The following is a 22,369-nucleotide window of genomic DNA, read 5'->3' as shown; positions in this document are numbered from 1 at the left end:
CATCCGGGGAGGAAGGCTGCGCAGATGCACGCCGTACTGCACGCACTGTCGATCGCCGGGTCCATGACCTGGGAGATCACCTGGGCTCTGATCCTGGGCTTCGCCCTGTCCGCCGTCGTCCAGGCCGTGGTCCGCAAGTCCACCGTCGTCTCACTGCTCGGCGACGACCGGCCACGCACCCTCGCGACCGCCGCGGGCCTCGGCGCGGCGTCCTCGTCCTGCTCCTACGCCGCGGTGGCTCTGGCACGGTCACTGTTCCGCAGGGGCGCGCACTTCACTGCCGCGATGGCCTTCGAGATCGCCTCCACGAACCTCGTCGTGGAGCTCGGCGTCATCCTTGCCCTGCTGATGGGCTGGCAGTTCACCGCCGCGGAATTCGTCGGCGGCCCCGTCATGATCGCCCTGCTGGCCGTCCTGTTCCGCCTGTTCCTGCGCGACGCGCTCCTGCGTCAGGCCCGTGAGCAGGCAGAACGCGGACTCGCCGGGTCGATGGAAGGCCATGCCGCGATGGACATGGCCGTCGACCGCAAGGGCTCCTTCACCCGGCGGCTGCTCTCCCGCGAGGGCTTCACCGCGACGAGCCACGTGTTCGTCATGGAGTGGGCGGCGATCCTGCGTGACCTCGTCGTCGGTCTGCTCATCGCCGGCGCCATCGCCGCCTGGGTCCCGGACTCGTTCTGGCGCGCCTTCTTCTTCGACGGCCACCCGCTCGCCGCGAAACTGTGGGGACCCGTCGTCGGCCCGCTGGTCGCGATCGCCTCCTTCGTGTGCTCCATCGGCAATGTGCCGCTGGCGGTGGTGCTGTGGAAGGGAGGCATCAGTTTCGGCGGCGTGGTCGCGTTCATCTTCGCCGACCTGCTGATCCTGCCGATCCTCAACATCTACCGGAAGTACTACGGCGCCAGGATGGCAGCCTTCCTCCTCTGCACGTTCTATGCCGCGATGGTCATCGCCGGATACGTCGTCGAATTCGCCTTCGGAGGCCTCGGCCTCATCCCCGACCAAGCCGAGGCGAAGGTCCCCACGGAGGGCGTCAGCTGGAACTACACCACCTGGCTCAACATCGCCTTCCTCACCCTCGCCGCCGTCCTTGTGACGCGGTTCTGCCGGACCGGTGGGCCGGCCATGCTCCGCATGATGGGCGGCTCACCGGACACCGGTCACGACCACGCCGGACACCGGTGACTGTCGAACACCGCCGACCCTCAGGGCGTCGGCGATCGCGTTGATGTACGCGGGGTCCTTCAGGAGTCGCTGCCCGCTCTCGATCATCGACAGCCGCTGGGTCGTCTTGTCATGACCCTGGACAGCGCACCTGAGGGCGTGCTGTCATGCCAACTGCCCGTTCCTTCCAACGTTGTACAACGCAGGCGACGAGCCGCCCCCCTTCCTCAGTCAAGGAGGATTCGTGCGCACCAAACGACTCAGAGGCCGACTGGCCATGCTGCTGGCCGCGGGACTGGGCCTCGCGGCACTCACCGTGTCACCGTCGGCGACAGCGGCCGACGACCCGGTCGAACCCCACGGCCTGAAGGGCGAGTACTACACCCAGTCCGCCGCCGGAGCCTTCGACTTCCACGAGCTCAAGGCCACTGGCTTCGACCCGAAACTCGACTTCGACACCCTCGAGCCGCGGCTGCGGACGGCCACCGGCCAGGCCGACGATGTCAGTGTGCGCTGGACGGGCAAGGTCGTACCGGAGAAGACCGGCGCGACAACGTTTTCCATCATCGGCGACAACGGCTTCCGGCTCTGGGTCGACGGCAAGCTCGCCATCGACCACTGGGTCGACGACTGGGACAAGGAACAGACCTCCCAGCCCGTCGAGTTGACGGCCGGCAAGGCGTACGACATCAAGGTCGAGTACTTCGAGCACTTCGGCGGCTCGAACCTCCATCTGCGCTGGACCGAGCAGGGCGAGAGCAAGGAAGCGATCCCCTCCTCCGCCTTCCGTCTCCCCGACGGCTGGGACTACGACGGGGCGATATCCACGACCGTCCTCAAGGACGGCCGCACCCTCAAGCTCGACTTCGCGCAGTCCCTCGCCGCCCCGCCGGCCGGCCTCGCGGATCACCTCCAGGCCGTGATCGGCGGAGCCCAGTGGCCGCTCACCACGATCAAGGCCGACCCGGCCGACCCCCGCAGCCTGCTCGTCGGGCTCAAGGAGCCGGTCGTGGGCAAGAAGGGCGGCGGCGCGTCCGGCCAGGCCGATGTCACGTACGACGGCAAGGGCGGGCTGACCAGCACCGGCGACAAGGCCGTCGGCCAGTTCTGGAGCAGCGGCCCGAACGACTCCGAGTACGAGCTGCGTACCAAGTGGGCCGACGAGGTGGGGCCGAAGAACGCCCACCCCGAGTACCCGCGCCCGCAGCTCACCCGGGACGCCTGGCAGAACCTCAACGGCGAGTGGCAGTTCGCCGCGGCGAAGTCCGGTGACAAGCCGCCGGTCGGCAAGCAGCTCGGCGAGAAGATCCTCGTGCCCTACCCGGTCGAGTCGCAGCTCTCCGGCATCGAGCGCCACGAGGACCGCATGTGGTACCGCCGCACCTTCACGGTCCCCGCGGGCTGGAAGGTCGGTGACGGCAAGCACCTCCAGCTGAACTTCGGCGCCGTCGACTGGCAGTCCGAGGTGTACGTCAACGGCACCAAGGTCGCCGAACACAAGGGCGGCTACGACAAGTTCAGCGCCGACATCACGGATGCGCTGAAGCCGGGGCGCACCCAGGAGCTGATCGTCGGCGTCTACGACCCGACGGACGCGCGGGGCGGCGAGAACCCGCCGGTCGGCAAGCAGCGCCTCGACCCGAGCGGCATCTGGTACACCCCCTCCTCCGGCATCTGGCAGACCGTGTGGATGGAGCCGGTCGCGGCCGATCACGCCGCCGACCTCAAGATCACACCGGACGTCGAGGCGGGCAAGGCCACCGTCGAGGCCAAGGGCGTACGGGACGGCGTGCCGGTCACTGCGACGGCGTACGACGGCAAGCGCAGGGTCGCCACGGCGAGCGGGGTCACCGGCGCGCCACTGACCCTGAAGATCGACAAGGCGCATCTGTGGTCGCCCGACGACCCGTTCCTCTACAACCTCAAGGTGAACGTCGGCAAGGACAGCGTCGGCAGCTACTTCGGGATGCGCTCCATCTCCGTCGAGAAGGTGAACGGCACGCCGCGCACCCTCCTCAACGGCAAGCCCGTCTTCATGATGGCCACGCTCGACCAGGGCTTCTGGCCCGACGGGCTGCACACCGCGCCGACGGACGAGGCGCTGGCCTACGACCTGAAGACGCACAAGCAGATGGGCTTCAACTCGGTCCGCAAGCACATCAAGGTCGAGCCCGACCGCTGGTTCTACTGGGCGGACAAGCTCGGTCTGATGGTGTGGCAGGACATGCCGGCCATGAGCGCGGCGCCGGACGCGGCCGCGCGCGCCGAGTACGAGCGCGAGATGAAGACGATGATCGACCAGCACAGCAGCCACCCCTCGGTGGTCATGTGGGTCACCTTCAACGAGGGCTGGGGCCAGTACGACGTGGGCCGCATCGCCGAGCAGGCCAAGGCCTGGGACCCGACGCGGCTGGTCAACAACATGTCGGGCCTCAACCTCGGGGCGGACGGCGGGACCGGCGACATCATGGACGAGCACGGCTACCCGAGCCCGGCCCTGCCGCCGCATCCCGACGGCAAGCGCGCCCTGGTCAGCGGCGAGTACGGCGGCCTCGGCCTCGCGGTACCCGGTCACGCGTGGGCGGTGCAGCAGTCGTACGTGGACGTCGACCCGGCGAAGTACACGGACGACTACCTCGCGCGGCTCGCCGAGGTGCACAAGCTGGCCTGCCAGGGCAGCAACGGCGCCGTGTACACGCAGATCTCGGACGTCGAGGGTGAGCTCAACGGCCTGGTGACGTACGACCGCAAGATCGTCAAGCCGGATGTGAAGCGGGTGAAGGCGGCGCAGGACGCGCTGATCCGCGACGCCTCGCAGGCGACCGTGGCCGGCTGCTCCGGCAGCTGAGCACGGTCTGACATGTGCCCGGTCCCCCTTCCGCCCCGTCGGGGCGGAAGGGGGACCGGGGCGCGGCTCGCCTTCCTTGCGCGAGCGCGGCCCTCCGCATCCCCTCCCCCCCCCCCCGAACAGGAGCACCCGCATGCCTGTCAGCAGACGCGCCCTTCTCGGTGCCGGCGCCCTGGGCCTGGGCGCCGCGGCGCTCGGCGGCCGGTTCGCCACGTCCGCCGCGGCGGCTTCACGCCCGTCGGCCGGCTCTCCGCTCCCGGACGCGTTCCGGAAGCTGCCCTCCGGCAGTGTCACCGCCCGCGGCTGGCTCGCAGGACAGCTGAAGCTCCAGCTCGACGGGCTGTGCGGCCGGTACGAGGACCTCTCCCACTTCCTGGACTTCGCCAACACCGGCTGGGTGCACCCCGAGCGCGGCGCGTGGGAGGAACTGCCGTACTGGCTGCGCGGCTACGTCCCGCTCGCCGTCGCCACCGGTGACGAGCACGCCCTGACCCGTTCGAGCGAGTGGATCGACGCGATCCTCGCCACGCAGGACAGCGACGGCTTCTTCGGCCCGCGCGCGCTGCGCACCTCGCTCAACGGCGGTCCGGACTTCTGGCCGTTCCTGCCGCTGCTGATGGCGTTGCGGACCTACGAGGAGTACACGCGCGACCGGCGCGTCGTCCCGTTCGTCACACGCTTCCTGCGTTTCATGAACGCCCAGGGCACCGGAGCCTTCAACTCCAGCTGGGTTTCGTACCGTTGGGGCGACGGGCTCGACATCGTGGTGTGGCTGTACCGCCGTACCGGGGAGAAGTTCCTCCTCGATCTGGCGGGCAGGATGCACACCCTCGGCGCGGACTGGACAGGCGTCACGCCCTCGCGCCACAACGTGAACATCGCCCAGGGATTCCGTGAGCCGGCCCAGTACGCACAGCTCACCGGCTCGGCCGAGCTGACCCGGGCCACCTACCGCGGTTACGACGCGGTGATGGGTGCGTACGGCCAGTTCCCCGGCGGCGGCATGGCGGGCGACGAGAACTACCGGCCCGGCTTCGGCGACCCCCGCCAGGGCTTCGAGACCTGCGGCATCGTCGAGTTCATGGCCAGCCATGAACTGCTCACACGCATCACCGGTGACCCGGTCTGGGCGGACCGCTGCGAGGAACTCGCGTTCAACATGCTTCCCGCCGCACTCGACCCGCAGGGCAAGTCCCTGCACTACGTCACCAGCGCCAACAGCGTCGACCTGAACAACACCCCGAAGACACAAGGGCAGTTCCAGAACGGCTTCGCCATGCAGTCCTTGCAGCCCGGCGTCGACCAGTACCGCTGCTGCCCGCACAACTACGGCATGGGCTGGCCCTACTTCAACGAGGAGCTGTGGCTCGCCACGCCCGGCGACGGGCTCGCCGCCGCCATGTACGCCCCCTGCACGGTCCGTACGCGGGTCACCGGCTGCACCGAGGTGACCATCGTCGAGGAGACCGGCTATCCCTTCACCGAGGCCGTCGAGTTCAGGCTCTCCACCCCGAAGCCGGTGCGTTTCCCGCTCCAGCTGCGCATCCCGGGGTGGTGCCGCGGGCCCGAACTCCTCGTCAACGGCAAGCGCCTGGCGGCCGAGGACGGACCGGTCTGGGTCAAGGTGGAGCGCACCTGGCACGACGGTGACGTGGTGACGCTGCGCCTGCCGCAGCACACTTCCGTACGCCACTGGCCCGACAACCATGACGCCGTCAGCGTCGACCACGGACCGCTCACCTACTCCCTGAAGATCGGCGAGCAGTACGAGCGCTACGCGGGCGACGACACGTTCCCCCACTACGAGGTGCACGCGACCTCCGCCTGGAACTACGGTCTGTCGCCCGACGCCGGGCTCTCGTTCCGGCGCGACGACGGGCCGGTCGGGGACAACCCTTTCACCCACAGAACGACTCCGGTGCACATCACCGCGCGTGCCCGTCGCATCGAGGAGTGGGTCGCGGACGACGAGCACGTCGTCGCGCCCCTGCAAAGCGGACCTGCCCGCAGCGACGCACCCGTCGAGACCGTGACACTCGTCCCCATGGGCGCGGCCCGGCTGCGGATCACGGCGTTTCCCCAGGCCTCGCCCGACGGCAGGGCATGGACGCCGGAGCCCGCGTTCCGGCGCATCGCCAACAAGCACAGCGGGAAGGTTCTGGCGGTCGACGGCATGTCGACGGAGAACAGTGCCCGCGTCGTCCAGTTCGCCAACTCCGGTACGGGCGATCACGCGTGGCAACTCGTCGACAAGGGCGACGGCTGGCATCTGATCCGTAACGGCCAGAGCGGCAAGGTCCTCGGGGTCGACGGGATGTCCACGGCGGACAGCGCACACGTCGTCCAGTACGAGGACAACGGCACCGCCGACCACCTGTGGGCGCTCGTCGACAGCGGGGACGGGTGGTACCGGATCCGCAACAAGAACAGCGGCAAGGTCCTCGGCGTGGACGGGATGTCGACGGCGGACAGCGCGCAGGTCGTCCAGTTCGATGACAACGGGACGGACGACCACTTGTGGCGGCTGCTCTGACGTGACGTCGTGACCGTTCGTGGCGCGCCGGGGGGATCCCGGCGCGCCACGGTGTCGGTGTGCCGGGGACGGCGCGCCGGGGGTCCTGGGTGTCAGGAGCCTGTGTGCCGGGCGTCCTGCGTGTCGGCGTGTCGGGGGTCCGGTGCGTCGGGGTCTCGTTCCCCTGCTTGTCCGGCTGCCGGTGCCTGGCAAAATCCGTTCCCCTTGCCACCTTTCACTATGCGGACGTATAACGTTGCAAGCCCGGCTCCAGAGCCTTTGCGCCGGGGCCATGGCTCCGGCGCCGTGCGGGCACGCACCGGTCCCGGCGCCCGGCAGGCCACCGGAAGGAATGTTGTGCGGGTCAGCCTCAAAGACGTCGCCGCGCGTGCGGGCGTGTCGATCAAGACCGTCTCGAATGTGGTGAACAACTACCAGCACGTCACACCCGCGATGCGCGAGCGGGTACAGCAGGCCATCGACGAGCTCGGCTACCGGCCCAACCTCACCGCGCGGCACCTGCGTCAGGGGCGGACGGGCATCATCGCCCTCGCCCTTCCCGAGCTGGGGAACCCGTACTTCGCCGAGCTCGCGGCCGCGGTGATCGACGCAGCCGCCCTGCACGACTACATCGTGCTCCTGGACCACACGGGCGGCCGGCGCGAACAGGAGGTCCTGGTCAGCCAGGGTTTCCGCGCCCGCGTCATCGACGGCCTGATCCTCAGCCCCATCGAGCTGGAGGCCGAGGACCTCCGTGAGCGTACGGAGAACGTGCCTCTGGTCCTGCTCGGCGAGCGCCACTACGACCTGCCCTACGACCACATCGCGGTGGACAACGTCGCAGCGGCCCGCACCGCAGTCCGCCATCTCATCGATCTGGGGCGCCGCGAGGTGGCGTTCATCGGCGCCCGCCGCGGCCACAGCCAGCCCGCCCACCTGCGTCTTCAGGGGTGGCGCGAGGAACTTCTCTCGGCGGGCCTCTCCGTGGACGACGGGCTGATCGCGACGACCGAGGGGTGGGGGCACGCGGACGGCGCGGCGGCGATGACCCGGATCCTGGAGACCGGGCGCAGGCCCGACGCCGTGTTCGCGTACAACGACCCCATCGCCATCGGAGCGATGCGGGTGCTGTCGGAGCGCGGCATGCGCGTGCCCGAGGACGTCGCCGTGGTCGGCTTCGACGATGTCGTCGAGGGGCACTTCGGGACGGTCACGCTCACCTCCGTGTCGCCGGACAAGGAGGCCATCGCGCGGATGGCGGTGGAGTCGGTCCTCGCCCGGCTCAGCGGCCAGGCGCCCGAACCCCGCCGCGTGTGGGCGGACTACCGGCTCATCGCGCGCGAGAGCACGCTGGGGCGGAGCACGTAGCCCGGGCGGCGGGGGACCATGCGCTCGTCATGCCGGGGAGAGGACTTCCCGCCGTCATCCCCGACCGACCCGAGCAGATACCTGTACCAGCTCCTTACAACGTTGTAATGTCCAGGCGTCCGCAGCTGCCGGTCTCCGGCTCCGTCCGCGCCCGCATCGGCATCGCCCGCGTCCGGCGCCGACCGGAGCCCGGCCCTCACCCCCGCGAGGAGCCCATGTCCTTCACCGCCCCTTTCTCGGCATCCTTCGGCGCCACCCCCTCGGGCCTCCCGGTCGAGCGCTGGACTCTGTGCAGCGCGAGCGGAGTCGAGGCCGCCGTGCTGACGTACGGCGCTGTACTGCACTCCCTACGTGTCCCCGGTCCCGGGAGGCGGCCGCCCGCCGAGGTCGTGCTCAGCCTCCCGGACGTGAAGCACTACGCCACCCATGGCGCGTATCTCGGCGCCGTGGTGGGGCGGTTCGCCAATCGCATCGCCGCAGGCACGTTCACCCTGGACGGAACGCGGCACCACATCCCCGGCAACGACCGGGGCAACTCGCTGCACGGCGGGGCCGACGGGTTCGACCGCCGGGTGTGGCGGGCCGAGCCGTGCGAGCGGTCCGACGGCGCCGCGAGTGTGCGGCTGAGCCTGGAGAGTCCGCACGGCGACCAGGGCTTTCCCGGTTCGCTCCAGGTGTCCGTCACCTACACTCTCGCGCCCGACGGATCCCTGACGCTCGACTACCACGCCGTCACCGACCGCCCCACGCCCGTCAATCTGACGCACCACGCCTACTTCAACCTCTCCGGCCACCCGGACCGAGGGGCGCTCGACCACCTGCTGACGGTGGACGCCTCCGCGTATCTGCCCATCGACGAGACGGGCCTTCCGCTCCCCGGGGCACCCGCACCGGTGGCCGGTTCGCCGTTCGACTTCACCCGGGCACGGCGGATCGGTGCGCGGATCACCGAGCGCGACGAGCAGTTGGCGCGCGCCGGCGGCTACGACCACTGCTGGGTGCTCGGCGACCCTGACCATCCGTCCGGCGAGGGGCAGTTGGGCCTGCGCCGCGCGGCTCGCCTCGAGGACCCCGGCAGCGGGCGCGTGCTCGAGGTGCACACCAGCGAGCCGGGACTCCAGGTCTACGCGGGGCAGCAACTCGACGGCGGATTGCGCGACTTGCTGGGTCGCAGACTTGGCGCCCACGCGGGCCTGTGCCTGGAGACGCAGCACTTCCCCGACTCCCCCAATCGTCCCGACTATCCGAGCACCGTCCTGCGCCCGGACCAGGCCCTGCGCAGCCGGACCGTGCTCGGCTTCCCGCACCTCACAGCGGTCGCACGATGACCGCGGCCGGGCGGCCCACCCGAATCACAGGGCGGTCACGTCCCGCACAAAGGCTTTACACCCTCCTTTCAACGATGTAAAAACCTCCTGCGGGCGAATCAGTCCAGGCTCCCCCCTCGTCGAGCCGCATATCGCCGCCCTCACTGCTCCCTGCCACCCTCCGTCGCCGCGCCACCCGGATCGGGGTCACCATGAAGCACTTCGCCCACCGCCGTCACCTCACCGCCCGCCCTGTGATCGTGGCCCTGGCCGCCGCCATGGCCCTCACCGCCTCCGGCTGCGCCAAGTCCGAGGACGACGCCGCGAACAAGTCCGACTCCTCCGCGTCCGCCGCCGACGCGGGCCAGAAGGTCGTCACGCCGAAGCCCGGCAGCAAGGGCTGCACGATCGCCGCGTACGGCGGGAAGAAGCTCGACCTCAAGAACGCCACGGTCGGCTTCTCGCAGTCCGAGAAGGAGGCCAACCCCTTCCGGATCGCGGAGACGGCCTCGGTCAAGGCCGAGGCGAGCAAGCGCGGTCTGAAGCTGCTCACCGCCAACGCCCAGTCGCAGTTCTCCAAGCAGATCAGCGATGTGCAGGACCTCCTCGCCAAGGGCGCCGACCTACTGGTGATCGCCCCGCTCAACTCGGATGGCTGGGAGCCCGTGTTGAAGGCCGCCGCGGCCAAGAAGGTGCCCATCGTCACCATCGACCGCAAGATCAACGCTACGGCGTGCAAGGACTACGTCAGCTTCATCGCGTCGGACTTCGTCGACCAGGGCAAGCGCGCCGCCGACCAGATGATCGAGGCGACCGGCGGCAAGGGCGAGGTCGCGATCCTGCTCGGCGCCGCGGGCAACAACGTCACCACCGAGCGCACCAGGGGCTTCAAGGACCGCATCAAGGAGAAGGCCCCGGACCTCAAGGTCGTCTTCCAGCAGACCGGCGACTTCGCCCGCGAGAAGGGCCAGCAGGTCACCGAGCAGCTGATCCAGTCCAAGCCCGGCATCAAGGGGATCTACGCCGAGAACGACGAGATGGGCCTCGGCGCGGTCGCCGCGCTCAAGGGCGCCGGCAAGAAGGCCGGTGACGTGAAGATCGTGACGGTCGACGGAACGCGCAACGCCGTCCAGGGCATCGTCGACGGCTGGATCAGCGGTGTCATCGAGTCCAACCCGCGCTTCGGCCCGCTCGCCTTCCAGACCCTCGACACGTTCACCCAGGGCAAGGAAGTCCCCCAGGACGTCATCATCGAGGACGGGGCCTACGACGCGAAGAACGCCAAGTCGGACATCGGCAAGGCGTTCTGACACGACTTCAGGCGGGTGGGGGTGGGCCTGCGCAGGCCCACCCGCACTCGCCCCTGATCCATACTCCCCTCTGCTCCCCTGCCCTAGCCCTCACTCCACTCTGGAGGCACAGGTGGCTCCCTCCGCCGAAGTCCTCACCGTCCGCGGACTCAGCAAGTCGTTCCCCGGCGTCCGGGCCCTGGACGGCGTGGACCTCGCGCTGCACGCCGGTGAGGTCCACGCCTTGATCGGCGAGAACGGCGCCGGCAAGTCGACGCTCATCAAGGTCCTCACCGGCGTGTACCGGCCCGACGCGGGAGACATCACCTTCCAGGGGCGCCCGGTCTCTTTCGCCACGCCGCTGGAGGCCCAGCACGCGGGCATCTCCACGATCTACCAAGAGGTCAACCTCATCCCGCTGTTGAGCGTGGCCCGCAACCTCTTCCTGGGCCGCGAGCCGCGCAACCGGCTCGGGCTGCTCGACTTCGGCCGTATGCACCGCGAGGCCGAGGAGACGCTGCGCGCGTACGGGGTGCGGGTGGACGTGCGGCAGCCGCTGCGGACGCTGGGCGTCGGCGCCCAGCAGATGGTGGCGCTGGCCCGGGCCGTCGCCACCGACGCGCGTGTCGTCATCATGGACGAGCCGACCTCCTCCCTCGAACCTCGCGAGGTGGAGACCCTGTTCGAGGTGATCCGCCGGCTGCGCGCCGACGGGATCGCCGTCATCTACGTCAGCCACCGGCTCGACGAGCTGTACGCCATGTGCGACACCGTGACGGTGCTGCGGGACGGCTGCCGCGTGCACACCGGGCCGCTCGCGGATCTGGACCGGCTCACGCTGGTGTCGATCATGCTGGGGCGTGACCTGGGCGAGGTCCGCAGTGAGGGCCTGACCAAGTTCACCGGCGACCACCATGCCGCCGACTCCGAACCCGTCCTCAATGCAACAGATCTGACGGTTCCTCACAAGTTGCACGGGGTCTCGCTGGACATCCGTCCTGGCGAGGTCGTCGGTCTGGGCGGGCTGCTGGGGTCGGGGCGCACGGAGACAGCGAAGGCGATCTCCGGCGCACTGGCGTCGAAGGCGGGCAGCGTCACCGTGGCCGGCGTCCCGCTGCGCGCGGGATCCACGCCCGCCGCCATCCGCGCCGGCATCAGCCTGCTGCCCGAGGACCGCAAGAGCGAGGGCATCGTCCCCGGGCTCTCCGTCCGGGAGAACATCGCGCTGGCCGCACTGCCTAGGCTCTCCCGCTTCGGTCTGGTCTCCGAGGCCCAGGTCGACAAGATCGTGGACACCTTCGTCAAGAGGCTCCGTATCAAGGCCTCCTCGCCGTACCAGAAGGTGGGCGAGCTGTCCGGAGGCAATCAGCAGAAGGTGCTCCTGGCCCGCTGGCTGGCCATGAACCCGAAGGTGCTGCTCCTGGACGAGCCCACGCGCGGTATCGACGTGGGCGCGAAGGCCGAGGTGCAGAAGCTGGTCGACGAACTGGCCGAGGACGGCCTCGGTGTCCTGCTCATCTCCTCCGACCTGGAGGAACTCATCGAAGGGTCCGACCGCGTGGTCGTACTGAAGGACGGCGCGGTCGTCGGCGAGCTGACCGGCGACGACGTCACGGAGGACAAGCTGATGCAGACCATCGCGGCGGGCAGCCCCGGCCCCGGCGCCGCCGGAGAGGTGACCCGCCATGGCTGAGGCCGCGATACGGCCGGCCGCCCTCGACCGCGCCCGCGTGCTGCAGTGGATGCAGACGTACGGCGTGTACGCGGGCGTGGCTGTGCTGCTCGTCGTCAATATCGCCGTGACCCCGCACTTCCTGTCCGCCGAGAACTTCCGGACTCAGGCCGTACAGGTCGCGCCCGTGATCATCGTCGCGCTCGGCATGGCCCTGGCCATCGGCACCGAGGGCATCGACCTGTCCGTGGGCGCCGTCATGGCGCTCGCGGCCTCGGTCACTGCCCTCTATCTGGGGTACGGACTTGTGCCTGCCCTGCTCACGGTGGCCGTGTTCGCCGCCGTGGTGGGCCTGGCCAACGGGGCGCTGGTCGCCTGGGTCGGCGTCCAGCCGATCGTGGCCACGCTCGCCCTCATGGTCGGCGGCCGCGGCATCGCCCTGGTGCTGCTGCCGCAGCTCAAGGACCTGCACAACCCGGCGCTCGCGTCGCTCGGTTCGGGGGACGTCCTCGGCATCCCGTACCTCATCGTCATCGCCGCCGCGCTCGCGCTGCTGGTGGCCTTCGTCGTCCGGCGCACCACCTTCGGGCGGCAGTTGCTCGCCATCGGCGACAACCGGGCGGCGGCGAAGCTCGCGGGGCTGCCGGTGCGCCGGGTCCTGATGCTCGTCTACGTGGCGTGCGCGCTCCTCGCCGCTGTCGCGGGTGTGCTCGCGACCGCGCGGCTCCAGGCCAGCGACCCCACGTCGCTGGGCAATCTGATGGAACTGTCCGCGATCACCGCAGTGGTGGTCGGCGGCACCCCCCTGAGCGGCGGCAGGGTCAACATCGCCGGAACGGTGGCGGGCGCCGTCCTCATCCAGTTGCTCACCGCCACCCTCATCAAGCACGATCTGCCGCCTTCGTGGACGCAGATCGCCCAGGCCATCGTGATCGTGCTGGCGGTGTACGCGGCGCGCGGACGGGGGAAGCGATGACGGCGACCAGGACGGAAACGGAAGAGGCCGTGGCCCGTACGGAGAAAGAGCTTCCCGACGCCGAGCCCGTCGGCAGCAGCCGTTCCGAGCGGCTGAGCGCGCTGGTCCAGCAGCATGGCGCGCTCGCGGTCCTCGTGATCGTCTCAGCGGTGGCGTCACTGAGCTTCGGCTCGTTCGCCACCGGGGACAACGTGTCCAACATGGCGACGAGTTCGGCGTTCCTGGCGGTCGTCGCGCTCGGCATGACGTTCGTCATCATCACCGGCGGCATCGACCTGTCGGTCGGTTCGCTCTTCGCTCTCGGCGGTGTTCTGGCCGCGTGGGGGTCGCAGTACGGCACTTTGGTGGCGCTCCTGCTGCCGATGGCGTTCTGCGGGCTCATCGGTGTGGTCAACGGCCTGCTGATCGCCCGCTCGCGGCTCGCTCCCTTCATCGTCACGCTGGCCGCGATGCTGGGCGCGCGCGGCCTGATGCTGTCCCTGACCGACGAGGGCGCCGACACCTATCTCGTCGCCAAGGGTTCGTTCCTCGCCGAGCTCGGCCAGGGCACGACACTCGGCCTCGGCAACCCCGTGTGGATCACCCTGGCCCTGTTCGTGGCGGGCGCGGTGGCCCTGCGCCGCAGCCGCTTCGGCCAGCATGTCTACGCGGTCGGTGGCAACGAGGACGCGGCCGCTCTCATGGGTGCTCCCGTGGCCCGCACAAAGGTCATTGTCTATACGCTGTCCGGCGTCCTCGCGGGCCTGGCCGGCGCGCTCAACGCCGCCTGGCTGGCCTCCGGCGTCACGATTCTCGGCAACGGCATGGAGCTGGAGGCCATTTCCGCGGTCGTCATCGGCGGCACGCTGCTGACCGGCGGCCTCGGCTACGTCAGCGGCTCCCTGGTGGGGGTGCTGCTCCTGAAGGTCATCCAGAACGTCATCAACCAGATCGGCTCCCTCGACTCCTCCTACCAGCAGGTCGTCAGCGGCGCGTTCCTGGCGGTCGTGGTCATCGCGCAGACGTGGCTCGGCCGCAGGCGGCAGTTGTTGTGACCGATGGGCACCGTGCCCTTACGCCCTGGTACCCGGCGGGCGAGCCCGGGCGATCAGGAGGGCGGTGACCAGGCCCAGGCCGCCGAGGCCTCCGGTGACCAGGTAGCTTCCGCCGGGCCTGACCGGAGCACGCATGCCTGAGGATGGAGTCGTCGGGCGGGGCGCGGGGCCAGGGCGCACTCGGGCGACGCTGCGGCGGCCGTCTCGCCAGGCAACTTCGGTGATCGACGGGTCCTCGGCGAGCAGGTCGGCCAGGAGCGCCTCCAAGGGGGTGTTGCCGGAGACTTCCAGGCTGGAGGACCGCAGTTCTGGGTGTTCGAAGGCCGCGGCCCGCAGGAGCCCGCGTACTCCGGCGGCGGTCAGGGCGTGCTCGCCCCGCCACAGCGTCCACAGGCGGGGCGCGGGGGCGCGCTTGGCCAGCTGTTGAAGGATGGTCAGCGTGTTGTGCACGGCGGCGCGGGCAGGTGCTGGTTTGTCCGCCGTTCCGTCGTGCGGGTCCAGAACAAGCAGGATGTGGGTGTGGGCTGTTCGCCTTCGGCTCCCAGTGTGTCGGCAAGCAGTTGGGCATCCAGCGACCGGCCAGGGCGGGGTGCAGGGCCATGGTCCAGGCGGAGACGCGGGCGGTGTCGGCGATGTGTACCAGGGCGGTGGCGCGGTTGTGGTCGGGCTGCAGCTGGATGCGGTCGATCGCGGTGAGGGCGGGGCGTGGTGGACGTTGTGGCGGTCGCGGAAGTGCCGGTGCAGATCGGCGGGGTCGGAGTCGGTCCACTCAGGGCTGGGCAGCATCGCCGGGTCCAGGGCCGGGCGCGGTTGATCGTCCGGCAGCGCCCGGACGGTGGCCCGCGCGTGTATCACGATGCCGTCGTCGGTGCGTGTGAGGACTTCGGCGCGTGTCTGGCCGCCCTCGTGGACCAAGCGTGTGGTTACTTCGGGCTCAGGGTCCAGGACGAGCGGTGTCTCCAGGCGCAGGTCGGTGAGCGCGATCCGGTCGGTGCCGAAGACTTCGGCCGCGGCGGTCAGCAGTATCTCGGCGAATCCGGTGCCGGGCAGGTCGGGGGTCTCGGCGACCCGGTGGTCGGCGAGCCAGGGCATCAGCATTCCGCCGGAGCCCGAAAAGGGGGGTCCGCAGCCCCGGCCTCGGACGTTCCCGGGGCGGCCTGACCAGCGAGATCCATCTGGCCTGCGACGCCTTTGGTCGCCCACTCGCCTTCGTGGTCACGGGCGGGAACACCAACGACTGCACCCAGTTCACTACCTTGATGGAGGCGATCCGGGTGCCTCGCCTCGGCCCGGGCCGGCCTCGGGTGCGGCCCGACCACGTGCTGGGCGACAAGGGCTACAGCTCCCGGGCTATACGGACCTGCCTGCGGCGGAGGGGTATCAGCCACACCATCCCCGAACGCGCCGACCAGGTCCGCAACCGGCTCCGGCGCGGCAACCGATGCGGGCGCCCCCAGCCTTTGACAAGCGGCTCTACAAGCGGCGCAATTCGTGGAACGATGCTTCAACCGACTCAAGCAGTGGCGCGGCATCGCGACCCGCTGCGACAAGACCGTCGAGTCCTACCAGGCAGCCGTCAACCTCGCCTCGCTCCTGATGTGGGCGTGACTTTGGAAGGCAACTCCTAGCCGGGCTCCCCGGCCTCAGCCGCCCTCGGCGGCTTCGGGGTGTACGTCGCCAGCTCGGGGATGACCTCCTTTCCCAGGACTTCGATCGTGCGCAGGATGTCCTGGTGTTCGAGGTAGCCCCACTGGACGTAGCAGATGAGCTCGTCTACGCCGAGGTCGGCGTAGCGCTTCATCTTGTCGACGCAGGTCTGGGTGTCGCCGATGACGATCATGTCGGCGGCGTCGAACCGCTCGACCGGGACCTCGCCCGCGAACAGCGGCTTGAGGAGGGGGAAGGTGCGGTCCCGCTCCTCCTCGGTGAGGTGCGGGAGCTCCCATTCGAGGGTGAACACGGCCAGGTTCCGGTACCACCAGGCCACCGAGTCCCAGACCTTGGGACTCACCGGTCCGCGGCCGCCGGGACAGTGCACGAGGGTGTAGGCGGCGACCTTGTCGGTGGTCACGTCGGTGAGCGGCCGGGCCGCGGCCGCCGCCGCGCGGTACGCGGTGATCTGGGCCGCCATCACCTCCAGCGACTGCATGATCGAGAAGGAGAGCAGCCCGAGCCCGTTCGCCCCGGCGACCTCCGCCGAGCCGTTGGAGGTGGCGGCCATCCAGACCGGCGGATGCGGGTCCTGCACGGGTTTCGGAGTGACCATCCGGCGCGGGAAGCTGAAGCGCTCGGACTCGTAGGAGAAGTACTCCTCCCGCCACATCCCGCAGACGATCTGGATCGCCTCCCGCCAGTCGTCGCGGGACTTCGCGATGTCCACCCCGAAGGCGGTCTGTTCCATGGGCGTCGAGCGGCCCGTCCCCCATTCGACCCGCCCGCCGGAGAGCAGGTCGACGGTGGCCACCTTCTCGGCGATCCGCTGCGGCGGGGTGAAGCCGAAGGGGGTGAGGGTGACGCCGAAGCCGAGCCGGATCCGCTCGGTGAGCCCGGCCAGGTAGCCGAGGAAGACCTCGGAGGAGGGCATGTGCGAGCGGCCCTCGCGGAAGTGGTGCTCCACCGCCCAGACCGTGTTGAAGCCCATCCGGTCGGCGAGCCGGATCTGCTCCACCGCCTCGCGGTACGCGCGCTGCTCGGCGCGCCGCTGGCCCTGCGGGTGCGGGCCGTCCCAGGGGCGGGGTACGTCGACCTCGTACAGCACATCGAGTTTCATCGGGGCCTCCGAGCCAGAGAGATTGACGGAGCATCAGTTTCGGTATATCAAAAGAGACTTCGGAGTGCGGAAGGATTGTGGACGGCTGGGCCCGGTCCCGCAAGGGGCGGACGGGAGGGAACAGGGATGGTGCGTCCGGCGCTCGCCGCGACCCGCGCGCTCGCGGTGCTCGACTTCTTCGCGGCCCATCCGGGCGGCGCGTTCAGCCTCTCCGAGCTGTCCGCCGCGCTCGGCATCAGCCTGGCCTCGGCGCTCTCGGTGCTCCAGGCGCTGGAGGACGCCGGCTACCTCGTCCGGCACCCGAAGCGGAAGACGTACGAGCTGGGCGCCTGCCCGATCGCGCTCGGCGACGCGGCGCTGCGCGGCAACCCGGCCGTGGACCTGGCCCGCGGCCGGATGGCCGAGCTGGCCCGGGAGTTGGGTACCGAGACGGTGATCTCCGCGCCCGCCGCCCACGGCGACCAGATCGTGATCCTCTCCACCGATGGCACCCCGCAGATCCCCTCCGCGGACATCCGCCGCGGACAGCGCGTGCCGCTGGTGCCGCCGCTCGGCCAGGTCTTCTACGCCTGGTCGCCGGAGGGCCGGACGGAGAGCTGGCTGCGCCGGCTGGACGGGGTGGACGAGCGCACCCGGGAGGCCGTGCGCGCGCATATGGCCGGCGCCCTGGCGGCGGTGCGCGAGCGCGGCTACTCGGTCGCGGTGGACGGGCCCGCCCGGGTGGAGCTCGGCGGACTGCTGCAGCGGCTTGCCGAACGGCCGGTCGACGCGGACGCGCTGCGGGCCCACTTCGACGCCGTGGCGGCCGAGTTGGCCGGCAGCGCCTACGAACTGCTCGACATCGAGCCGGAGCGGGAGTACACCATCGCGACCGTGGTCGCGGCCGTGCACGACTCCGCAGGCGCGGTCGCCCTCGCGCTCACCGTCAACGGGCTGCGGCGGGCACGCGGGAGCCGGGTGGTGGAGATCGGCGAGCGGCTGGCCGGCGTCGCCCGCGCGATCACCAAGCGGACCGGCGGGCGGATCGTCCCGCTGGTCGACGTACCGCCGCCGCCCCGACAAGGGAGTTGACGCCCCCTCAGCTCGGCCCCGGCACGGCACGGGTCTTGCGCTCTGCGACGGACTCGCCCATCCTCCTCTGGCACTGTGGAGAGGCTTTCGAGATATCGAAACTCGCGGAGGCGGACAGTGACCCCGACGCCCGGCCCGGCAACGCCCGCGTACCCCCCGCAACCCGACGGCGACGCCGTCCCCGACTTCGCCGGGGCGCTGCGGCTGGACGGCAGGGCGGCGGTGGTCCTCGGCGCGGGCCAGGGGATGGGCCGGCAGATCGTGCACGCGCTCACCCAGTGCGGGGCCCAGGTGCTGGCCGTGGACGTGGACGGGCAGCGGGCGGCGGCGGTCGGCAAGGAGACCGGTGCGCTGCCGTGGACCGCCGACGCGACCGGGCGCGAGGACGCCCGGCGGCTGTGGGAGGAGGCCGAGCGGCGGTTCGGGCGGGTGCACCTGCTGGTCGACGTCATCGGCATGAGCCGCTACCGCAGTCTGCTCGAACTCACCGACGAGGACTGGTCCTGGCACCAGGACATCGTGCTGCGGCACGCCCTGCTCGCCGCCCAGTACGGCGGCCGGCACCTGGCCGCGCACGGCGGAGGGGCGCTGACCTTCGTCTCCTCCGTCTCCGGGCAGACCGGCGCCCCGATGCACGCCGCCTACGGGGCGGCCAAGGCCGGGCTGGCGGCGCTGGTCCGCTCGGCCTGCGTCGAGCTCGGGCCGCACGGGGTGCGGGTGAACGCGGTGGCGCCGGGGACGGTCTGGACGCCCAGGGTCTCCGCGTACCTCGGCGAGCAGGGGCACCGGAACAACGTGGACAACGCACCGCTGCGGCGGGTGGCCACCCCCGCGGACATCGCTTCCGCGCTGCTCTTCCTCAGCAGCGACCTGGCCGGGTACGTCAGCGGCCAGGTACTCACCGTGGACGGCGGGGTCGGCGCCAAGTTCCCCTATCCGATGCCCGACATGGACGCGGCCCCGCACTGAGCGCCGACCGCGGAGGAGGGAGAGGCGATGCCCGAGCAGCCCGCGTACCACCTGGAGGGCCGGACCGCCGTGGTCACCGGCGCGGCCTCCGGCATCGGACGGGAAACCGCGCTGGCGCCGGCCCGCGCCGGGGCCCTGCCCGCGGTCTGTGACCTGGACCGGGAGGGGCTGGAGGAGACCCGCGCGCAGCTGGCCGAGGCAGGCGTGAGTGAAGGACCCGGTCACCGGGGTCCTCGACGTCCGCGACCGGGCCGCGGTCGAGGACTTCGCCCGGCGGGCCACCGCCCGCGCGGACCGGCTCGACGTCTGGGCCAATGTGGCGGGCGTGCTGCGCGCGGCCCCGGTCGCCGAGACCACCGAGGAGACCCTGGACCTGGTCCTCGGCGTCAACCTCAAGGGCACCTGGTTCGGCTGCGCGGCGGCCGGCCGGAACACGGCCGGCCAGGGCTCCGGATGCATCGTCAACACCGCCTCGGCGGGCGCCGACACGCCCGCGCCGGGGCTGGGCGCGTACGCGCCGCCTCCAAGGCCGGCGTGCTGATGCTCACCCGTACCCTTGCCACCGAGCTCGGCCGGTACGGGGTGCGGGTGAACAGCGTCGCGCCCGGCTTCGTGGACACTCCGATGGTCGCCCGCAACTTCAGCCGCCCGGACGGGACGGTGGACCCGGACGCGCGGGAGGCGGACTTCGCCTCGCGCGCCGCGTCCTCCCCGCTGGGGCGGACCGGGGAGCCGTGGGACATCGCGATGGCCGTGCTCTACCTGGCCTCCGACGCGGCCCGCTTCATCACCGGCCAGACCATCCGGCCCAACGGCGGGGTGGTGATGCCGTGATCGGGCTTCCGCTCCCGCCACCGCGAGCGGGCCGACCCGCCTCGCCGGAGCTGCTGGAACGGCGGCGGGCGGTGCGGCGGGCGACCCCGCCCCCGGGCGAAGTCCGTTGGAAGGCCGAGGAGTTCGGCGGGGTGGCGGGCATCGCCGTCGATCCTGGCGATCCGCCGGCCGATGACTCCGCCGGCCCGCCGATCGTCCATCTGCACGGCGGCGGCTACCGCCTCGGCGGCGCCGAGGGCTGGGTCGGCCTCGCCCACCGGATGGCCCGCGCCACCGGGCGCCGGGTGATCGTCCCGGAGTACCGGCTGGCTCCCGAGCATCCCTTCCCGGCCGCGCTGCACGACGCCGCGGCCGTATGGCAGGCGGTGGCCGACCCGGCCCAGGGGCCGCCGCCCGTCCTCTCCGGGGATTCCGCCGGCGGAGGGCTGGCCGTCGCCCTGGCGCTGGCGCTCCGCTCGGCCGCTGCGGCGGAATCCCCGGCCGTCCCCGGACCGCACCGGCTGGTGCTCCTCTCCCCGCTGCTGGACCTGCGGGCCGACGCCCCGTCCTACCGACTCAACGCGGAGCGGGACCGGTTGTGGGGACGGTCCGCCGCCCGCGAGGCCGCCGAGGGCTACCTCCAAGGCGTGCCGCCGGAGGCCGAGCCCCTCGCCTCGCCACTGCTCGCCGACCCTGCGGCGCTGGCCGGGCTGCCCCCGGTGCTGCTCTTCGCGGGGACGGGGGAGGCGCTGATCGACGACGCGACCGGCTTCGCCCGGCGGGCGGCCCGGGCCCAGGTCGCGGTGGAGGCGCACTTCCTGCCGGAGCTGCCGCACGTCTGGCCGCTGCTGCTGCCGGACGACCCGCGCTCGGCGGAGGCGATGGCGAGGGTGGCCGACTTCCTCGGTCTCAGTTGAACGTCCAGCGCAGCGCCACCATCAGCGCCACCGCGCCGAGCATCGCCGCCAGGGCGTACCGGGTGCCGGCGGCGCCGTAGTGCGGGAGGTAGGCGCCGCAGAGGTTGAGAGTCACATGGCAGAGGGCGGCCGGCAGTGCGCATGCGCGCGGTGGTGTCCCAGGTGGTGACCAAGCGTCTGGGTGCTCTGCCCGTGGTCGCGGCGTTTCTGCATCGACTGCGGGTGGCCGAGATCGTCGATGATCTGTGCCCGGTGCGCGACCTCGCGCTGGCCACCCACGGCGAGGTGATCGAGGCCCTGGTCGCCAACCGGCTCACCGCCCCGCGCCCGCTGGTACGGGTGGAGGACTGGGTCAGGACCTGGGCGGTCAAGGAGGTCTTGGACCTCGATCCCGCTGTGCTCAACGACGACCGGCTCGGCCGCGCGCTGGACGCAATCGCCCCGCACCTGGAGGAGGTCACCGGCTCGGTGTCGCGGCCCAGACGATCGGCGAGATCGGGATCGACACGGCCCAGCTGAACTGGGCCCCGGTGACGAGCCGATTCTTTGAGGGCCTTGCCAGCGACTGCTAGGAGTGCGCCGGGCCCCTTCGTACGGTGCGGCGGCATCGAGATCACGCGCCCTCCCCTCCTCGAGCCTGCGCCAGCAGCAGCGCGGCGTACCAGGCCGGGCCGTGGTCCTACCGCAGTTGTGCGACCCCGGACTCACCCAAACGGGTGAACCATCCACAAGATCACCGCCGTTTGCGGCTGGTTACACGGTTCTTACCGGCACCCCGTTTGAGGCGATCGGCAACCGCCTGGGAAGCGCGGCTGGTGGCGCGGGTCGAGGAGAAGCCGAAGCGGGCCGAGCGCACGCATGCACCGCAGGAGCACCAGCCTCAGACCGCCGCTTCGGAGGCGCCGAGCTTTACCGCGGTAAAGAATGAGGACGCGGCGCACGCTCCCAGCGAGGGCCGGGCGAGGCCGGAGCCCTCAGCTCCGGCACCGGCGACGATGTCTCCGGACAACGTCCCCGAGCCCCGGCACTCCACCGGCGTCGCCCCTGACGTCCATGGGACGAAGCCTTCCGAGGAGAAGGTGAAGCAGGGCAAGCCGCTGCCCTACGACAACGGCCCGTTCATCGCGATGCACCTCGGCAAGATGATGGACGAGACCGCCCACGCGGCCTCCGTCCGCATCATGAACAAGCAGATCTGGGACAAGGCCGGAACGGCCAAAGCCCTGGACGTTCTCAGGGAGATGCTCGAGACGGCCGAACAGAAGGACAGGGAGCAACTCCACACGCTGCTCCAGGACTTCGCCCGCCCGACCGAACACGCGGGCTGAACCTCCCGGCCCCGCTCTTCCTGCCCTTTGCGGTGAGGGAGGAGTGGGGCCGCTGTCGTGCTGCTTCAGCCACTGCACCCCAAGTCCATCGGAGCGATCGTCGCCAAGTGCAGTGAAGACGCCGGATGCGGCGTGAAGCACACCGGGCACTCCGCCCGCCGCGGCGTCATCACCGAAGCAGCCCGCAACGGAATCGACCGAAAGATCATCGCCCGCCAGTCCGCCCCACCGGCCCGGATCCCCGACGCTGGAGGGATACATCGAGGAGGGCGGCATGTGGGAAGACAACGCCCTGATCGGGATCGGTCTATGAGCCGAGGGCGCCCGGCCT

19 protein-coding genes and 2 pseudogenes are annotated in these 22,369 nt (G+C 70.8%); 18 read left to right on the top strand and 3 right to left on the bottom strand.

The window, feature by feature from the left end; genetic code table 11:
* The first annotated feature begins 24 nt into the window (after positions 1-24).
* The 9 genes from EOT10_RS26100 (at position 25) to EOT10_RS26060 (ending at position 14,170) form a co-directional block, all read left to right on the top strand.
* Positions 25-1,185 (top strand): permease, encoded by a 1,161-nt coding sequence (locus tag EOT10_RS26100; RefSeq protein WP_127830783.1) that lies wholly within the window; start codon positions 25-27, stop codon positions 1,183-1,185.
* 223 nt (positions 1,186-1,408) lie between these two features.
* Entirely contained in the window at positions 1,409-4,012 is a 2,604-nt protein-coding gene (locus EOT10_RS26095) for a PA14 domain-containing protein (RefSeq protein ID WP_127830782.1), read from the top strand.
* Between the two features lie 133 nt (positions 4,013-4,145).
* The gene (locus EOT10_RS26090) at positions 4,146-6,545 is read left to right on the top strand and encodes a beta-L-arabinofuranosidase domain-containing protein (RefSeq protein WP_127830781.1); all 2,400 of its coding nucleotides are present in this window, start codon (positions 4,146-4,148) and stop codon (positions 6,543-6,545) included.
* A 336-nt stretch (positions 6,546-6,881) separates the two neighbouring features.
* Positions 6,882-7,892, top strand: coding sequence for a LacI family DNA-binding transcriptional regulator (locus EOT10_RS26085; protein WP_127830780.1), 1,011 nt, complete (start codon positions 6,882-6,884; stop codon positions 7,890-7,892).
* Between the two features lie 215 nt (positions 7,893-8,107).
* Positions 8,108-9,220, top strand: coding sequence for an aldose epimerase family protein (locus EOT10_RS26080; RefSeq protein ID WP_127830923.1), 1,113 nt, complete (start codon positions 8,108-8,110; stop codon positions 9,218-9,220).
* Between the two features lie 191 nt (positions 9,221-9,411).
* Positions 9,412-10,509 carry an ABC transporter substrate-binding protein gene (locus EOT10_RS26075; protein ID WP_127830779.1) on the top strand — a complete coding sequence of 366 codons (1,098 nt, stop codon included), beginning with the start codon at positions 9,412-9,414 and terminating at the stop codon, positions 10,507-10,509.
* A 112-nt stretch (positions 10,510-10,621) separates the two neighbouring features.
* Positions 10,622-12,181 (top strand): sugar ABC transporter ATP-binding protein, encoded by a 1,560-nt coding sequence (locus EOT10_RS26070; protein ID WP_127830778.1) that lies wholly within the window; start codon positions 10,622-10,624, stop codon positions 12,179-12,181.
* Positions 12,174-13,136 carry an ABC transporter permease gene (locus tag EOT10_RS26065; RefSeq protein WP_127830777.1) on the top strand — a complete coding sequence of 321 codons (963 nt, stop codon included), beginning with the start codon at positions 12,174-12,176 and terminating at the stop codon, positions 13,134-13,136. The genes EOT10_RS26070 and EOT10_RS26065 overlap by 8 nt, the downstream gene beginning before the upstream one ends.
* Positions 13,133-14,170 carry an ABC transporter permease gene (locus tag EOT10_RS26060; RefSeq protein ID WP_127830776.1) on the top strand — a complete coding sequence of 346 codons (1,038 nt, stop codon included), beginning with the start codon at positions 13,133-13,135 and terminating at the stop codon, positions 14,168-14,170. The genes EOT10_RS26065 and EOT10_RS26060 overlap by 4 nt, the downstream gene beginning before the upstream one ends.
* Before the next feature lie 18 nt (positions 14,171-14,188).
* Here EOT10_RS26060 and EOT10_RS26055 read toward each other — a convergent pair whose 3' ends face one another.
* Positions 14,189-15,262 (bottom strand): polyketide synthase dehydratase domain-containing protein, encoded by a 1,074-nt coding sequence (locus tag EOT10_RS26055; protein ID WP_189492094.1) that lies wholly within the window; start codon positions 15,260-15,262, stop codon positions 14,189-14,191.
* Here EOT10_RS26055 and EOT10_RS26050 point away from each other — a divergent pair.
* A pseudogene (locus EOT10_RS26050) lies at positions 15,260-15,778 on the top strand (IS5 family transposase); the annotation flags it as partial. The gene EOT10_RS26055 and the pseudogene EOT10_RS26050 sit on opposite strands and share 3 nt — an antisense overlap.
* 16 nt (positions 15,779-15,794) lie before the next feature.
* Here the strand turns inward: EOT10_RS26050 and EOT10_RS26040 are convergent.
* On the bottom strand, positions 15,795-16,940 hold the full coding sequence (locus tag EOT10_RS26040; RefSeq protein ID WP_127830773.1) for an LLM class flavin-dependent oxidoreductase: 1,146 nt from the start codon (positions 16,938-16,940) through the stop codon (positions 15,795-15,797).
* Positions 16,941-17,066: 126 nt separating this feature from the next.
* On the opposite strand from EOT10_RS26040, the gene EOT10_RS26035 reads away from it, so the two are divergent.
* The 6 genes and pseudogenes from EOT10_RS26035 (at position 17,067) to EOT10_RS26020 (ending at position 20,710) form a co-directional block, all read left to right on the top strand.
* Entirely contained in the window at positions 17,067-18,011 is a 945-nt protein-coding gene (locus EOT10_RS26035) for an IclR family transcriptional regulator (RefSeq protein WP_127830772.1), read from the top strand.
* Between the two features lie 117 nt (positions 18,012-18,128).
* Positions 18,129-18,980, top strand: coding sequence for an SDR family NAD(P)-dependent oxidoreductase (locus EOT10_RS26030; protein ID WP_223281201.1), 852 nt, complete (start codon positions 18,129-18,131; stop codon positions 18,978-18,980).
* A gap of 27 nt (positions 18,981-19,007) precedes the next feature.
* Positions 19,008-19,172: pseudogene (locus EOT10_RS42905) on the top strand (SDR family NAD(P)-dependent oxidoreductase); the annotation flags it as partial.
* Positions 19,173-19,188: 16 nt separating this feature from the next.
* Positions 19,189-19,521 (top strand): SDR family oxidoreductase, encoded by a 333-nt coding sequence (locus tag EOT10_RS42900; protein ID WP_317617362.1) that lies wholly within the window; start codon positions 19,189-19,191, stop codon positions 19,519-19,521.
* Positions 19,521-19,814, top strand: a complete 294-nt coding sequence (locus EOT10_RS42895) for an SDR family NAD(P)-dependent oxidoreductase (protein ID WP_317617363.1) — start codon at positions 19,521-19,523, stop codon at positions 19,812-19,814. The genes EOT10_RS42900 and EOT10_RS42895 overlap by 1 nt, the downstream gene beginning before the upstream one ends.
* On the top strand, positions 19,811-20,710 hold the full coding sequence (locus tag EOT10_RS26020) for an alpha/beta hydrolase (RefSeq protein WP_189492091.1): 900 nt from the start codon (positions 19,811-19,813) through the stop codon (positions 20,708-20,710). The genes EOT10_RS42895 and EOT10_RS26020 overlap by 4 nt, the downstream gene beginning before the upstream one ends.
* Here the strand turns inward: EOT10_RS26020 and EOT10_RS42645 are convergent.
* Positions 20,703-20,825 carry a hypothetical protein gene (locus tag EOT10_RS42645; RefSeq protein WP_262985441.1) on the bottom strand — a complete coding sequence of 41 codons (123 nt, stop codon included), beginning with the start codon at positions 20,823-20,825 and terminating at the stop codon, positions 20,703-20,705. The two genes, EOT10_RS26020 and EOT10_RS42645, sit on opposite strands and share 8 nt — an antisense overlap.
* 50 nt (positions 20,826-20,875) lie before the next feature.
* Here EOT10_RS42645 and EOT10_RS26015 point away from each other — a divergent pair, with 50 nt between their 5' ends.
* Together EOT10_RS26015 and EOT10_RS26010 are read left to right on the top strand one after the other, a co-directional pair.
* Positions 20,876-21,229: a DUF4277 domain-containing protein gene (locus EOT10_RS26015; protein ID WP_223281200.1), complete on the top strand. Its 354-nt coding sequence runs from the start codon at positions 20,876-20,878 to the stop codon at positions 21,227-21,229.
* Positions 21,230-21,705: 476 nt separating this feature from the next.
* Positions 21,706-22,038: a hypothetical protein gene (locus EOT10_RS26010; RefSeq protein WP_127830770.1), complete on the top strand. Its 333-nt coding sequence runs from the start codon at positions 21,706-21,708 to the stop codon at positions 22,036-22,038.
* Positions 22,039-22,369 lie beyond the last annotated feature (331 nt).

The sequence above is a fragment of the Streptomyces antnestii genome (genome assembly GCF_004005495.1).
GTDB classification, from domain to species: domain Bacteria; phylum Actinomycetota; class Actinomycetes; order Streptomycetales; family Streptomycetaceae; genus Streptomyces; species Streptomyces antnestii.
Note: the sequence above shows the minus strand (reverse complement) of the source record. Positions and strands in the feature narration are given on the sequence as shown.